The sequence below is a fragment of the Leucobacter holotrichiae genome, from assembly GCF_055791005.1.
In genome coordinates this window covers 138,337-152,512 of the sequence record NZ_JBVUAC010000007.1, presented here as the reverse complement: position 1 = coordinate 152,512, position 14,176 = coordinate 138,337, and the positions used below count along the sequence as shown (strand labels likewise).

General features: G+C 69.9%; 10 protein-coding genes. 8 read left to right on the top strand and 2 right to left on the bottom strand.

Going from position 1 to position 14,176, the window contains the following annotated elements:
- Positions 1 to 33 precede the first annotated feature (33 nt).
- Both purE and AC0KXF_RS10710 read left to right on the top strand, forming a co-directional pair.
- Positions 34 to 549 carry a 5-(carboxyamino)imidazole ribonucleotide mutase gene (gene purE, locus AC0KXF_RS10715; protein WP_473109173.1) on the top strand — a complete coding sequence of 172 codons (516 nt, stop codon included), beginning with the start codon at positions 34 to 36 and terminating at the stop codon, positions 547 to 549.
- Between the two features lie 12 nt (positions 550 to 561).
- On the top strand, positions 562 to 1,785 hold the full coding sequence (locus AC0KXF_RS10710) for an MFS transporter (RefSeq protein ID WP_473109172.1): 1,224 nt from the start codon (positions 562 to 564) through the stop codon (positions 1,783 to 1,785).
- Between the two features lie 3 nt (positions 1,786 to 1,788).
- Here AC0KXF_RS10710 and AC0KXF_RS10705 read toward each other — a convergent pair whose 3' ends face one another.
- Positions 1,789 to 2,910: a glycosyltransferase family protein gene (locus AC0KXF_RS10705; protein ID WP_473109171.1), complete on the bottom strand. Its 1,122-nt coding sequence runs from the start codon at positions 2,908 to 2,910 to the stop codon at positions 1,789 to 1,791.
- A 187-nt stretch (positions 2,911 to 3,097) separates the two neighbouring features.
- On the opposite strand from AC0KXF_RS10705, the gene galE reads away from it, so the two are divergent.
- The 5 genes from galE (at position 3,098) to AC0KXF_RS10680 (ending at position 9,228) form a co-directional block, all read left to right on the top strand.
- Positions 3,098 to 4,111 (top strand): UDP-glucose 4-epimerase GalE, encoded by a 1,014-nt coding sequence (gene galE / locus AC0KXF_RS10700; protein ID WP_473109170.1) that lies wholly within the window; start codon positions 3,098 to 3,100, stop codon positions 4,109 to 4,111.
- Complete coding sequence (locus AC0KXF_RS10695; RefSeq protein ID WP_473109169.1) at positions 4,108 to 5,517, top strand: LCP family protein; 1,410 nt, start codon at positions 4,108 to 4,110, stop codon at positions 5,515 to 5,517. The genes galE and AC0KXF_RS10695 overlap by 4 nt, the downstream gene beginning before the upstream one ends.
- Positions 5,518 to 5,610: 93 nt before the next feature.
- Positions 5,611 to 7,257, top strand: coding sequence for an LTA synthase family protein (locus tag AC0KXF_RS10690; RefSeq protein WP_473109168.1), 1,647 nt, complete (start codon positions 5,611 to 5,613; stop codon positions 7,255 to 7,257).
- Positions 7,258 to 7,384: 127 nt separating this feature from the next.
- Positions 7,385 to 8,359, top strand: coding sequence for a glycosyltransferase (locus tag AC0KXF_RS10685; RefSeq protein WP_473109167.1), 975 nt, complete (start codon positions 7,385 to 7,387; stop codon positions 8,357 to 8,359).
- A gap of 8 nt (positions 8,360 to 8,367) precedes the next feature.
- On the top strand, positions 8,368 to 9,228 hold the full coding sequence (locus AC0KXF_RS10680; RefSeq protein WP_473109166.1) for a glycosyltransferase: 861 nt from the start codon (positions 8,368 to 8,370) through the stop codon (positions 9,226 to 9,228).
- Between the two features lie 13 nt (positions 9,229 to 9,241).
- Here AC0KXF_RS10680 and AC0KXF_RS10675 read toward each other — a convergent pair whose 3' ends face one another.
- Complete coding sequence (locus AC0KXF_RS10675; RefSeq protein WP_473109165.1) at positions 9,242 to 11,410, bottom strand: acyltransferase family protein; 2,169 nt, start codon at positions 11,408 to 11,410, stop codon at positions 9,242 to 9,244.
- A gap of 171 nt (positions 11,411 to 11,581) precedes the next feature.
- Between AC0KXF_RS10675 and AC0KXF_RS10670 the strand changes: the two genes are divergently transcribed.
- Complete coding sequence (locus AC0KXF_RS10670) at positions 11,582 to 14,149, top strand: hypothetical protein (RefSeq protein ID WP_473109164.1); 2,568 nt, start codon at positions 11,582 to 11,584, stop codon at positions 14,147 to 14,149.
- Positions 14,150 to 14,176 lie beyond the last annotated feature (27 nt).

Genomic DNA, 14,176 nt, shown 5'->3' with positions numbered 1-14,176 from the left:
GGAGGGATCGCGCCGCCCGCTACGATTGACCCCATGAGCGAGACCACCGCAGCGCCCCTCGTCGGCGTGATCATGGGCAGTGACAGCGACTTCTCGGTGATGGCCGATGCGGTGCAGGTGCTGAAGGACTTCGGCATCGCGCACGAGGTCGAGGTGGTGAGCGCGCACCGCACTCCCGAGAAGATGGTGAGTTACGCGCGCGAGGCCGCGGGCCGGGGCCTGCGCGTGATCATCGCCGGTGCCGGCGGCGCGGCGCATCTTCCCGGCATGGTGGCCTCGATGACCACTCTGCCCGTCGTGGGCGTGCCGGTGCCGCTCGCGAAGCTCGACGGACTCGACTCGCTGCTGTCGATCGTGCAGATGCCCGGGGGCATTCCCGTGGCGACGGTCAGCATCGGTGGGGCGAAGAACGCCGGTCTGCTCGCAGCGCGAATCCTGGGCGCGAACGACCCCGATCTCGCGCGGCAGCTGGATGCTTACGCTCAGCAGCTCACCGACATGGTGGAGACCAAGAACGCGGCCCTGCAGGCTCGTATCGCGGCCGAATAGGCGGATCGGATAGTGGCGGGAGCCGAGGGGGAGGATCTCCGTGCCGAGGCCGGCAGCCCGCGCTACCGCCGCGCGCTGATCGCTCTCTTCTGCGCGGGGCTCGCGACCTTCGCCCAGATGTATTCCCCGCAGGGCATGCTGCCGGATCTGGCCCGCGACTTCGGCATCTCGGCGGGGCAGTCGTCGTGGGCCGTGGGAGCCGCGACGATCGGGGTGGCGATCGGCGTGCTGCCCTGGGCGAGGCTCTCCGACCGCATCGGGCGGGTGCGGGCGATGCGGATCGCGATGGCCTCGGCCATGGTCGTGGGGCTGGCGACCCCGTTCATCCCGAGCTTCTCGTGGTTCATCGTGGCGCGTTTCGCGGAGGGGCTGCTGTTGGCCGGTCTCGCGGCGATCGCGGTGACTGCCATCGGGGAGACGGTGCACCCGAGAGCGCTCGGCTCGGCGGTGGGCACCTACATCGCGGGCACTACGATCGGCGGGCTGGTCGGCCGCATTCTCGCGGCGGTGGTGGCGGATCACGGCGACTGGCGGTGGGGCATGAGCACGGTCGCGATGCTCGCCGCCGCAGCCACGGTCGTCTTCCTCGTGCGGATCCCGCCCACCTCGGTTCCCGCTCGCGGCGGGCCGCCGATCCTCGCCGCGACCCTCGCCAATCTGCGCACGCCGGGTGTGATGGTGCTCGTGGCGCAGGCCTTTCTGCTGATGGGCGGCTTCGTCGCCACGTACAACTACCTCGCCTTCCGACTGCAGCACGAGCCGTTCGGGCTCTCGCTCGCGCAGACGGCGTGGATCTTCCTGGCGTACCTCGCGGGTGCTGCATCTTCGCGCTGGGTGTGGCGGGTCACCCGGCGGATCCCTCCGACCGGCACTCTCGTCTGCTGCGCGGGCATCATGCTCGTCGGGCTCGCGCTGACTCTTTCGAGCCTGCTCCCGGTGGTGGTCGTCGGCCTCGTGCTCTTCACCGGGGCATTCTTCGCCGCGCACACGATCGCGAGCGGGCTCATCAATCGGCGCGCCGGGGCCGGGCGCAGCCTCGCGCCGCCGCTCTACAACCTCGGCTACTACGCCGGGTCGAGCGTGCTCGGGTGGCTCGGCGGTCTCGCGTTCGGCGCCGGAGGATGGTGGGCGACCGTGGGGTTCGTCGCGGCGGCGACCGCGCTCTCTGCGTTCATCGCGTGGTGGTACGCGCAGTCGAGGGGCGGGATCGCCGCCGTCGACGACCCTCGGCGCTGAAGCTCAGAGGTTGGCGTGCGTCTCCCACAGCTGCCAGGCCGCGCTGCGCCAGCTGAAGCTGCGGCCGCGGTCGCGTGCGAGCACCGACAGCTGCGCGAGCGCGTCGGAGTCGCGGAAGAGTCGGCTGTACTCGGCGGCGAAGGGGCCCGGTTCCTCGGCCGCAACCCCGGCGTCGAGCACCAGTTCGGCCGTCGCCTCCTGGTCGGCGTGCAGCACTGGCACGCCGGCGCTGAGCGCGCCGAGCACGGTGTACCCGGTATCGGAGTAGGTCTGCGGCTGCAGCAGCACAGAGGCCCCGCCGAGCACGGCGCCGACGTCTGCGAGCTCGCGGGGCTTCACCACCAGCACCCGGTTCTGCAGCTCAGCAGGCACGACGACCTCGAAGACTCGCTGCTCCTTTTCCTTCCCGTTCGCCGGGGGCCTGGGATCGAGCCCGTCGAGCACGACCAGCGTCGGGAGCGATGGATCGGCGCGCAGCGCGTCGAACAGCCACTCGAGGCGGCCGAACTCGCCGGGCATCGCGGTGGTCAGTGCGTAGCGCTCGGGGAGCTCGAGCGCGGCACGCCGGTCGGCCGCGTCGTCGCCTGCCAGGTATTCAGTGGGCGGCGCGAGGGGGAGCACCTGGACGGGCAAGTGCTCGCCGTACTGGCGCTGCAGCACGCGCGCGGTGGCGTGCGTCGGAGTGAGCAGCACGTCGGCGAGTTTGACTGCGCGGCGTGTGAACGCCCTGAACAGCCGTGCCTGGGTGCTACCGAGCAGAGACGGAACCTCCCAGGCGAGGACGTGCGGGATCGTGACCGAGGTCTGCGAGCCGTCGTCATCGCCGCGGGAACGCAGCGGGAGCATCGGGGTGAGGGCGTGCACGAACTCGCCGTCGAGGGGGCGGGCCGTCGTGCCGCTCTGCCACACGTAGGGCAGCATGCTCGCCCGGATCGGCAGCTGGTCGACGCGGATCAGCGGTGAGCGGAACTCGGGCTGGTCGCCGCCGCGGGCGACGAGGAAGCGGGCGCTGCAGCTGCGTGGGGCGGTGGCGGCGACCGCGTCTGCGAGCTCGCGCGCCGCAGCCGATTGCGCGGCTGCCTCCCAATCGGGGAACGGCTCTGCGATAAGGGTCAGCGTAGCCATACCGTCTCCCCTCAGTGCGTCCCCTGCGGCCGATCCGCACGCGTCTGGACTCATGCTACTTGAGCGCTCCCGGAGAAAACCCGGGAGACTCATGGGCGAGTTGGGCGTCAGGCGTCGCCGTAACCAAAATGTGACCTTCGGGGCCTTCTGGCGGCCTCCCGCAGGTTCGCCCCAGTAACCTAGGGGCATGCGTGTATTGCTGACCGGCGGCGCCGGATACATCGGTTCCCACACCGCCCTGGTGCTGCTCGAGCGCGGGCACGAGGTCGTCGTGCTCGACGATTTCTCGAACAGCAGCCCCGAGGCCGTGCGCAGGGTCGAGCAGCTGACGGAGCGCGAGATCCCGATCGTCGAGGCCGATCTCGCCGACCGCGAAGCAGCCGCAGCCGCGCTCGCGGGCGTCGATTTCGAGGCCGTCATCCACTTCGCCGGGCTCAAGTCGGTCGGCGAGTCGGTGGCGCAGCCCACGCGGTACTACCGCGTCAACATCGACTCGACGCTCGTGCTGCTCGATCTCATGCGCGAGCGCGGTGTCGAGAAACTGGTGTTCAGTTCGTCGGCCACCGTGTACGGCGACCCCGAGACGGCCCCCATCGACGAGTCCCATCGGGCGGGAGTGGGCCTCACCAACCCATACGGCTGGTCGAAGTTCATGAACGAGCAGATCATTCGCGACACGCACACGGCATGGCCCGAGCTCGCGGCGGTGCTGCTGCGTTACTTCAACCCGGTCGGGGCGCACCCCTCGGGGCGCATCGGCGAGGATCCCTCGGGGATCCCGAACAACCTCATGCCGTTCATCGCGCAGGTGGCGGTCGGCAAACGCGAGAAGCTCAGCGTGTTCGGCGACAGCTACCCGACCCCCGACGGCACCGGCGTGCGCGACTACATTCACGTGATGGATCTCGCCGAGGGACACGTCGCAGCGCTCGAGCGCATCGAGGCGGGCATCGAGACCTACAACCTCGGCTCCGGCGTCGGGTCGAGCGTGCTCGAGGTGGTGCGCGCCTTCGAGGAGGCCTCCGGGCGCCCGGTGCCGTACACCGTCGCGCCGCCGCGGCCGGGCGATGTCGCCGAGGTCGTGGCCGATCCCCGCCGAGCGAACGAACGCCTCGGCTGGAGCACGACCCGTGACCTCGCCGAGGCCTGTCGGGACTCGTGGGCCTGGCAGTCGGCCAACCCGGGCGGCTACGGCGCATGAGCCTCGACCTCGAGCGGCCCCTGCGCAATCCCGATCTCTCAGCCGGGCCGCTGATGAGCAAGCGAGCCCGGTGGCTCGTCGTGCTCGGGTTCTTGCTGCCGGGCAGCGCGCAGGTGCTCGCGGGAAGCCGCAGGCTGGGGCGGCTCGGGCTGGTCGCGACCTTCGTGCTGCTCGCGGGCGGCGTCGTGGCGCTCCTCGGCCTGCTGGTGGCGAGGGTCGCGACGCTGTCGTTCTTCACGAACGACATCGTGCTGCTCGCGGTGCAGATCCTGCTGTTCGCCTACGCGGTGCTCTGGCTGGTGCTCGGGATCGACACGCTGCGCCTGACCCGGCTGGTGCGGGTGCCGCGCAACTGGCGCGCCCCGGTGGCGATCCTCTCGGTGATCCTCACCCTCGTGCCGGTCGCGGGCGCCGGCTGGGCCGGGTCGACGGTGGGGGCGGGTCGCAGCCTGCTGAGCGGGCTCTTCCAGGGCGCTCCCGCGGTGGAACCGGTCGACGGCCGCTACAACATCCTGCTGCTCGGCACCGACGCGGGCGCCGATCGCGAGGGACTGCGCCCCGACAGCATCTCCCTGGTGAGCGTCGACGCGAAGACGGGCCAGTCGGCCATCATCGGCCTGCCGCGCGAACTCGCGGAGGTGCCGTTCGCCGAGGGGTCCCCCATGCAGCAGATGCACCCGTACGGATTCGGCGTCGCGCCGAACGAGTTCGGCGACTGGGGCGGTTGCGCCGTCGAGCGCTGCATCCTCAACGGCGTCTACGCCGAGGGTGAGCTGTTCTACCCCGAGCTCTACCCCGACGCGGTGTCGCGCGGCTCCTCGCCGGGCATCGAGGCGACGAAGGACGCGGTGACCGGTGCGACCGGTCTGCAGGTGCAGTTCTACGTCCTGGTGAACATGGACGCATTCGAGAGCCTCATCGACGCGCTCGGCGGTGTGACGATCGAGGTGCCCGAGCCGCTGCCGGTGGGCGGCCGCATCGACGAGTACACGGGCGAGTTGGTCGACGTGGAGTGGTGGATCGAGCCGGGTGTGCACACCGTCGACGGCTACACCGCCCTCTGGTTCGCGCGCTCCCGCTACGGCTCGGCGGGTGGCGACTACGCGCGCATGGAGCGTCAGCGCCAGCTGCAGGCGGCGATCCTCGACCAGATGAATCCCAGCAATGTGCTGCTGCGCTTCCAGGAGGTCGCTTCGGCCGGCACGCAGCTGGTGCAGACCGACATCCCCGACTCGATGCTCGGGCGCTTCGTCGACCTCGCCTCCAAGGCTCGCGAGCACAGCCCGGTGAACGTCGAGCTGGTGCCGCCCGCGATCGATCCCGAGGCCCCCGATTACGCCGCTGTGCAGCAGCTCGTGGCGCAGGGGATCGCCGAGGCGTCGCCGCCGGAGGAGTCCGCGGAGTAGGCGGGGGCGCGTTCGTCCCCTGCCCCGGGCGGGCTCCCGTTCATCCGAGACAGCCAGCCGCCTCGGATGAACGGTCGGTAAACTCGTGCCACTGTGACGAGTGAAGACCGCGATGCCGTTCCGTCGACGGCGCCGCCCGCGCAGGGAGAACCGCTGAGCGCCGCGACTCCGGCAGCCCCGAGTCGTCGTTCGCGTCTCCTCTGGGGCGTCGCCATCGTCGGCTTCTGGCTGCTCGTACTGGTCGGGGCGATCCTGATCGGCGCGGCGCTGTGGGTGCTGCGCACGTTCGGGCCGATCTCGGTCGACCAGCTGCTCATGAACATCCCCGGCGGCGAGGGCGCCGGCGGGGACGGGCTCGTGCGCGGCGCCGTCGTATCGATCCTGCTCATCCCGGCCGGCATCGTGCTCGTACTCGCACTGCTGTGCGAGAAATCGCGGCGCGAGCTGCGGCGCGGCGGGGTGCTGCGCCCCCGCCGCAGACGGGTGCTGCTGCGGGGGATCGCCGCTGTGCTGGCCGTGGTCGTGCCAGTCGGCGGCGCCGTGGCCTTCGGCTCCACCATCGGGGCGGGGGCGTACCTGCAGTCGTACGCGCGCGAGGCCTCGGGGGAGGCGACCCTCGCCGACTACTACGTCGTTCCGCGGTACGGGATGGCCGCGAACACCCAGGGCGGTCCGGGCATGCGCTCGGATCCGAGCGGAGCGTCGGAGCGACACAATCTCGTGATCATCTACCTCGAGTCCGTCGAGACCTCCTTCTCCGACGACCGCACCTTCGAGAAGAACATGCTCGAGCCGGTGCAGCAGGCCACCGCGGGCTGGGATTCGATCCCGAGCTTCCGGCAGTACGACGGCGGAGGCTGGACCATGTCCGGCATCGTGAGCACGCAGTGCGGGATCCCGCTGCGCACCGCAGGCTCGCTCGCGGACGCGACCACGCTCAACAGCATCGGCGCCGACGGGGCCACCCCTGAGAGCTACCTGCCGGGCGCGACCTGCTTGGGCGACGTGCTCGCGCGCGAGGGATATCGCAACGTCTTCATGGGCGGCGCCGATGCGAGCTTCGCGGGCAAGGGCAGCTTTCTCGAGACGCACGGCTACGACGAGGTGCACGACCTGCGGGAGTGGCGCGAACTCGGCGAGACCGAGGTGCGCGACGACTGGGGGCTCTCGGACCGCCGGCTGTTCGAGCGCGCGCGTGAGGAGGTGACGCGACTGCACGAGCAGGAGCAGCCCTTCAACCTGACCATGCTGACGCTCGACACGCACGAGGGGCCGCGCGTCTACGAGTACTGCGACTGGGACACCGAGGTGGCGATGACCTCGATCACCTCCTGCTCGATGCAGCAGGTCGCCGGGTTCGTCGACTACCTCGACGAGACGGGAGTGCTCGAGGACACCACGGTCGTGCTGATGGGCGACCACCTGAAGATGATCGCCGAGGGCGGCAGCTTCTGGGAGGAGCTGAAGGATCGCGAGGATCGCACCATCTTCAACCGGATCCGGACCCCCGAGGGCGTCGAGATCGCGCGCGACGACATCGACCAGTTCAGCATGTATCCGACGCTGATCGAGCTGGCGGGCATCGAGCTCGAGGATCACCGGGCCGGTGTGGGGGTGTCCGCGCTTGCGGGGCCGGAAGACGTACCGCCTGGCACGATCCTCGATCTCGATGCGCAGGAGTATCGCGCCCTCGTGAAGTCGCGCGCAGCGGAGTTCTACCGCGAGCTGTGGGGCGAGTGACGGCCGGCGCCCGCAGGATGACGAGAACACTCGCAGGATGACGACCCCGGAACAACCTCGCGCGCTCAGGGGTCTGCGCCGGCGAGCGGTTAGACTGGGCGGGTTCGAATCCTGAAGGAGAGTGCGCATGCACGTGACGGCCGTGCTGGTCGCCTACAACCGACGCGAGCTGCTGCGGGAATCGCTCGAGGCTCTCGCGGCGCAGAGCCGTCCCGTCGACCGGCTCGTGGTGGTCGACAACGCATCGGACGATGGATCCCGCGAGGTCGCGGCCGAGCTGCTCGAGCCGTGGGGCGCGCGGGCGCGGCTGATCCCGCTCATCGAGAACACCGGCGGGGCCGGCGGGTTCGCGACCGGCATCGCGGCCGCGGTCGCCGAGGACGATGTCGACTGGGTATGGGTGATGGACGATGACACCGTGCCCGGCCCCGACGCGCTCGCGGGTGCGCTCGCGGCTCACGCGCGGTACTGCGAGACCGGGCAGGACGACCTGGCGGTGATGGGATCCCGCGTCGTCTGGACCGACGGCGAGGATCACCCGATGAACACGCCGAAGGCGAAGATCCGGGCCTCCGCCGATGAGCGCGCTCGGGCCGCCGAGATCGGCTGCATGGAGATCCGGTCGATCTCGTTCGTCTCGGCGTTCCTCCGGGCGCCACGGGTGCGCGAGCAGGGGCTGCCCATCGCCGATTACTTCCTGTGGAACGACGACTTCGAGTATTCGGCCCGCCTGCTGCGCGGCGCCCGGGGGCTGTACGTGCCCGGTTCGGTCGTCACGCACAAGACCGCGAAGCGGGGGTCGAGCGATGCCGATCCCGGCCCTCGGTTCTACTACGAGGTGCGCAACAAGCTGTGGGTGTTCCGCCTGTCGAAGGCGCTCCACGGCTGGGAGAAACTGCTCTACATCGGGGCGACTGCCCGCCGCTGGCTGCGCACCTTCCGCGCCTCGTCCGACCGCGCTCAGCTGCGCGACTGCCTGAGGCGGGGCTGGCGCGACGGCTGGTTGCGCGCACCGCGCTCGACCCGCGAGGTGCTGCGCGACACCGGGGTGCCGGTCGACGTGATGATCGAGGTCGAGCGCCTCTCGAAGCCGGGCCGCTAGGCGAGCGTATGGCGCAGAACGCTCCGCAGGCCGACTTCTCGCTGCTGCTGCCGGTGTACGCGGGGGACGATCCCGGGTTCCTGCGGCTCGCCTTCGAGTCATCGGTGGATCGTCAGAGCCTGCGGCCGGCCGAGGCCGTGATCGTGCAAGACGGGCCGGTGCCCGAGCCGCTGGCCGACGAGCTCTCGCGGATCGAGGCGCACAGCGCGATCCCGACCCGCATCGTGCGCCTCCCCGAGAACCGGGGCCTCACCGAGGCCCTCAACGCCGGTCTCGACGCGTGCTCGCATCCCGTCGTGGCCCGCATGGACGCCGACGACGTCTCCCTGCCCGGCCGCTTCGAGCGCCAGTGGGCGATGCTGCAGCGGGGCTTCGACCTCGTGGGGACGGGCATGGTCGAGTTCGAGAGCGATCCCGAGCAGCCCGTCGCGACCCGGGTGCCGCCCGTCGGCTCGCAGCGCATCCGCGACCACGCGCGCACCCACAACCCGTTCAACCACCCGACGATGATGTACCGCGTCGAGGCGCTCGACCGCGTCGGCCGCTACCGTCCCTTCGGCAAGATGGAGGACTACTGGTTGGGGATCCGGCTCATCGACAGCGGCGCCCGCGTGGAGAACATCGCGGATCCGCTGCTCGCCTACCGCGTCGGCTCGGGGGCGTTCGCGCGCCGCGGCGGGTGGGCCGAAGCGCGCACGGAGTGGCGACTGCAGCGAGAGATGCTGCGCATGGGCTTCGTGACGCGCGGCCAGTACCTGCGCAACGTTGTGATGAAGGGCGCGTATCGCCTGATGCCCGCGCGGCTGAAGCGCGTGCTGTTTCGCGGACTCGTGGGGCGCGGGCTGCCGGGGGATCGCGCCGCGGAGTAGCGGGGACGGCCGATCAGCGCGTCGTGAGCCCCGGCGACTGGGCGCGCGAAGGCGGTATCTGCGCGAGGATCTGCTGCAGGCGCTCCTGCAGTTCAGGGGCCATGGTCTCGGCGTAGAGGCTGCTCAGGTGGTTGTCGTCCATGTACACGTTGACGTTGCCGATCACCGCCGGGCAGGTGTCTTCCGGGCAGATGAGGTCGGTCATGTCGAGCGTGAACACGTCGGGACCCGCGAGCTGCTCGGCCGGGTTGCGCTCGGCCAGGGCCTGCGAGCGCTGCACCTCGCATTCCTCGGCATCCTCGGCCTGCTCGACGCACAGGTAGCTGTCGAACGTGAACCGGGGGTTGTCGCGGATGAGCACGACCGGGACGCCCATCGTCCGCAGCCGCTCGATGGACTCGTCGGCGCCGTCGAGCACGTGCTCCCGCTCGCCCGCATCCTGCGGTTGATCGGCGTCGGTGGGTTCCGTGGCGGCGCCGATCGTGAGCACGGCGTCGGGATCGATCTCCTCGATGAGATCGAGCACGTCCTCGTTCCACTGCCGGCACTCGGCGCTGTGGAAGACGTCGTCGCTCTCCTGTGTGTCGCGCAGCCCGAAGGCGCACGCCGCGTAGAGGAACGAGACGGCGTGCCAATCGCTCTGCTCGGCCGCGATCGCGAGCGGGTCGAGCCACTGCTGGGCGTGAGAGTTTCCGATGACGACGATGGTGCGGGCGGGGCGATCGACGGGTTCCGTCTGCCGGCACAGTTCGACGCTCTGCGGCAGCGGCAGCAGTTCGCCGTTCGAGCAGTCGTCTGGCAGACCTCCCCACTGGCGGCCCAGTTCTTGCGGCAGCGGGCGGCGGGGAGCATTAGGATCGACCTCGCCCTCCCACCCCGGAAGCAGCACGGCGGCGCCGGGGTTCGGCTGCTCTCGCTCGTCGTCCGCAGCCGATCCTGATTCCGACTCGGCGATGATCTCGTCGGCCTGCTTCGCCGACGAGTACTGGATCGCCGTGAGCGGGCCCGCGACGAGCGCGATCGACACCACGATGACCAGAAGGCCCCTGGGGTTGCTGCTGTTCGCCCAGCGGCTCCGACGGAGCGGGGCATCGACCGCCCACGTGAGCAGGCGCGCGAGAACGATGGAGGCGAGGATCAGGATCAGGCCCTCGACGAACCCGAGCGGCTCGCCTCGACGACTCACGAGCGTGAGCACGAGGATCGGCCAGTGCACGAGATACAGCGCATAGGCATCTCGGCCGAGCATGAGCACGGGGCGGGTCTCGAGGATCACCGCGGGTCCGTAACCGCGATCCTCCGGGGTGCCCGCGAGAATAATGGCCGCGACCGAGAGCACCGGCCACAGCGCGAGGTAGCCGGGGAAGCCGCCCTGCACGTCGAGCACCATGCCGCAGGCGAGCAGGGCCGCGAGACCGATCCAGCCGATGACCGCGCTGAGTCGGCGCGGCAGGCTGATCCAGGGGAGCACGACCGCGAGCAGGGACCCGGCGGCGAACTCCCAGAGCCTCGCGCCCGTGTCGAAGTAGGCGAACTGCTGGTGGTCCCGGGTGGTGATGACCGAGTAGGCGAGGGAGGCGGCGAAGAGCAGCGCGAAGAGGACGAGGGCGACCGCGCGTACGCTCCGCAGCCGGAAAGCCCAGCGCACGAACGCGATGATCGCGAAGAGCAGCGGCCAGAGCAGGAAGACCTGTCCCTGCACCGAGAGCGACCAGAAATGCTGCAGCGGCCCCGCGAGTGCGGTGTCGGCGTAGTAGTCGACCGATTCGACCGCGAGCGCCCAGTTCTCGGCGTAGAAGAGGGACGCCCAGGCGTGGTGCCACAGCGCGGGGTGCGAGGAGGCGGGGAGCACGAAGGTGCCGGCGATGACGGTGGCGGTGATCACCACGACCGCGGCGGGCAGCAGCCGCTTGAACGTGCGGATCCACTGCCCGGCGATCGCGAGGGGTGCGCCCACCTCGAGACGCCGCACGAAGGAGCCCGTGAGGAAGAACGCGGAGATCATCAGGAACGCGTCGACGCCGCCCGACACCCTGCCCAGCCACACGTGGTAGATCACCACCAGCAGCACGGCGACCGCGCGCAGCCCGTCGATGTCGTGACGGTAGCGAGGCTGCGGGGGCGAGGGCTTCGGCGAAGACGACGGCATGCGCGAAATAGGCGCAGCTGCTGTCTCGGGCATCAGCCGATGGTACCACCGCGACGGAGACCGTTCGGTGTCTCGGAAATGACCCCGAGGTGTCCTCTCACGGCTGCCGTCATCCTGCCGACGAAGGAGTCGCGAGAACTTCCGCCCGCGGGTTCCTGCGGCGGACCTCTAGAATTGCTGGAGACTTCGACGAGGGGAACTGCTGTGTCGGCTGGACTGAACGAGACGAACGACGACGGGATGCGTCGGCGGCTCCTCTCCATACGGCCGGCGCTGCTCGTGACCGCGCTGATCGCAGCGCTCGCGATGGTGTTCTCACCGCTCGTGGCGCCGACGGCGGCTCAGGCGAGCAACCCGTCGACCGGCTTCAACCCGGGGCACATCATCTCGGACGCCAACTTCTACGACGGCAACGGCATGACGGCCGCGCAGATCCAGACGTTCTTGAACAAGCGGGTGCCCCGCTGCACCATCGGCGACCCGGGCCGCGAGGCCTACCGTCCATGGGGCAGTACCAAGGTCGCCGGGTTCTGCCTCAAGAACAGCTCGTTCAGCTACCAGGCCCGTGCTGCGAATTCGTACTGCAAGGCGGTCGCGGGAGGCACCAGGGAATCAGGCGCGACGATCATCGCCAAGGTCGGCAGGGCGTGCGGCATCAACCCGAAGGTGCTGCTCGTGATGCTCGAGAAGGAGCAGAGCCTCGTCACCGATACGTGGCCGACCGTGCGGCAGTTCGACGTCGCGATGGGGTACGCGTGCCCGGACTCGGGGCCGAACAACTCGGCGAACTGCGACCCGAGCCAGACCGGCTTCTTCCAGCAGGTGTATCGTGCGGCGTGGCAGTTCAAGGTCTACCGGGCGTTCCCGAACAGCTACGGCTACAAGCCGTTCCAGAGCAACACGATCCAGTGGCATCCGAACGCCGGCTGCGGCACGTCGCGGGTCTACATCGAGAACTGGGCGACCGCAGCGCTCTACATCTATACGCCGTACCGCCCGAACCAGGCGGCGCTCAACGCGGGTTGGGGCACGGGGGACAGCTGCTCGAGCTACGGCAACCGCAACTTCTACAACTTCTACAAGCAGTGGTTCGGGTCGCCCGCGCTGGCCGTGGACGCTCGCCTGCAGAAGCTGTACTCCGCGAACAGCGCCGTCATCGGGGCGCCCAAGGCCAACGCTCAGGAGGTCGCAGGGGGTATCCGGCAGGAGTTCGAGCGGGCGACGATGTACTGGCACTCGGCGACGGGGGCCTCCTTCGTCAGCGGCGGGATCCGCACCACCTATCTCGGCACGGGCGGGCCCGGCGGATCGCTCGGGTTCCCCCGCTCGCTGCAGAAGAGTGAGGGGTCGGGCTGGAACCAGGCCTTCCAGCGGGGAACCGTCTTCTGGCACTCCCGCTACGGCGGCAAGATCCTGAGCGGCGGGATCGAGAGCGCCTACCGCGCCCAACAGGGCGTCACGCGGCTCGGATACCCGACGGGGAATATGACCGCGATGTCCCGAGGCTGGATCCAGCGTTTCGAACGCGGCAGCATGACCTGGGCGAGCGGAGCCGGAGGTGTGCAGGTGACCGGCGGTATCCACACCTACTACCGTGCGCAGCGGGGACCCTCGACTCTGGGGTTCGCCCGTGAACCGGAGCGCTATATCGCCGGCGCGTGGTGGCAGCCGTTCGACAAGGGCGATATCTACTGGCGCAGCGGCGCCGGGGGCACGGTGGTCTCCGGCGGCATCCGCAATGGCCTCGCGTCGTTCGGCGGCGCGGCGAAGCAGGGATACCCGCTGGGAGCGCAGCGGAAGCAGGCCGACGGTCTGTGGCGTCAGAGCTTCCGCAACGGAGTGGTCGCGTGGTCTCCGCAGGGGGGATCCGCCCTGCTCACCGGCCAGATCCTCAAGCACTACAACGCCAAGGGGTCGTCGGTCCTGGGCTTCCCCTCGGGTGCTCAATCTGCGGTCGGCGCCGGGGTCAAGCAGGAGTTCACGAAGGGCACGCTCTACAAGTCGCCCGCTACACCGTTCGTGCTCACCTCGGGCGGTATCCGGAACGCTCTGGGGGCTGCGGGCGGTGTGCGCGCGGTCGGATTCCCGATGAAACCCGAGCGCCGTATGCCCACGGGGGAATGGCGCCAGGAATACGAGCGCGCGCTCGTGCTGTGGTCTCCCCAAGGAGGGGGCGGTGCGGTGACCGGAGCCATTCGCGACGCCTACGTCTCAGGATCCATTGCGGGTGCGGGCTTCCCGCGCGGCAATGCGTGGACCGAGGGTGTGGGCAGAGCTCAGGAGTTCACGAAGGCGACCGTGTACGCTCGCGGCACCCGTGTCGTGCCGGTGGCGGGTGGCATCCGCGCCGAGTTCAACCGTCAGGGGGGAACGAAGGTTCTCGGCTTCCCCGTCTCCGCGGAGCGCAAGCTCTCGAACGGTACCTGGCAGCAGCGGTTCGAGAAGGGCACGATCACCTGGAGTGCGAAGGGCGTGAGGGTGGCCTGGCGAGGTCTGCCGGATGGGCCGGTCGCCGATGATACGACGGGGGCCGAGGATCCCGACAGCCGGACGACCGACCCGGAGCAGGAGGGGACCTCCGATCCCGAGCAGCCCGCGGGTGACAGCGAGCAGGAGCAGTCAGATGCGTCCGGTGATCCCGAGCAGGGCGACGCTGCCGCGGATCCGCCTCAGGAGAAGCAGGAGGAGCCGCCGGCGCCTCCCGAGCAGGAGGCCGCGGCCGACTCCCGGTCCGAGAGCGGAACCTCGGCTGCGGACGAGCCCCGCGGCTAGGGCTTTTTCGAATCTGGAGCGGGTACC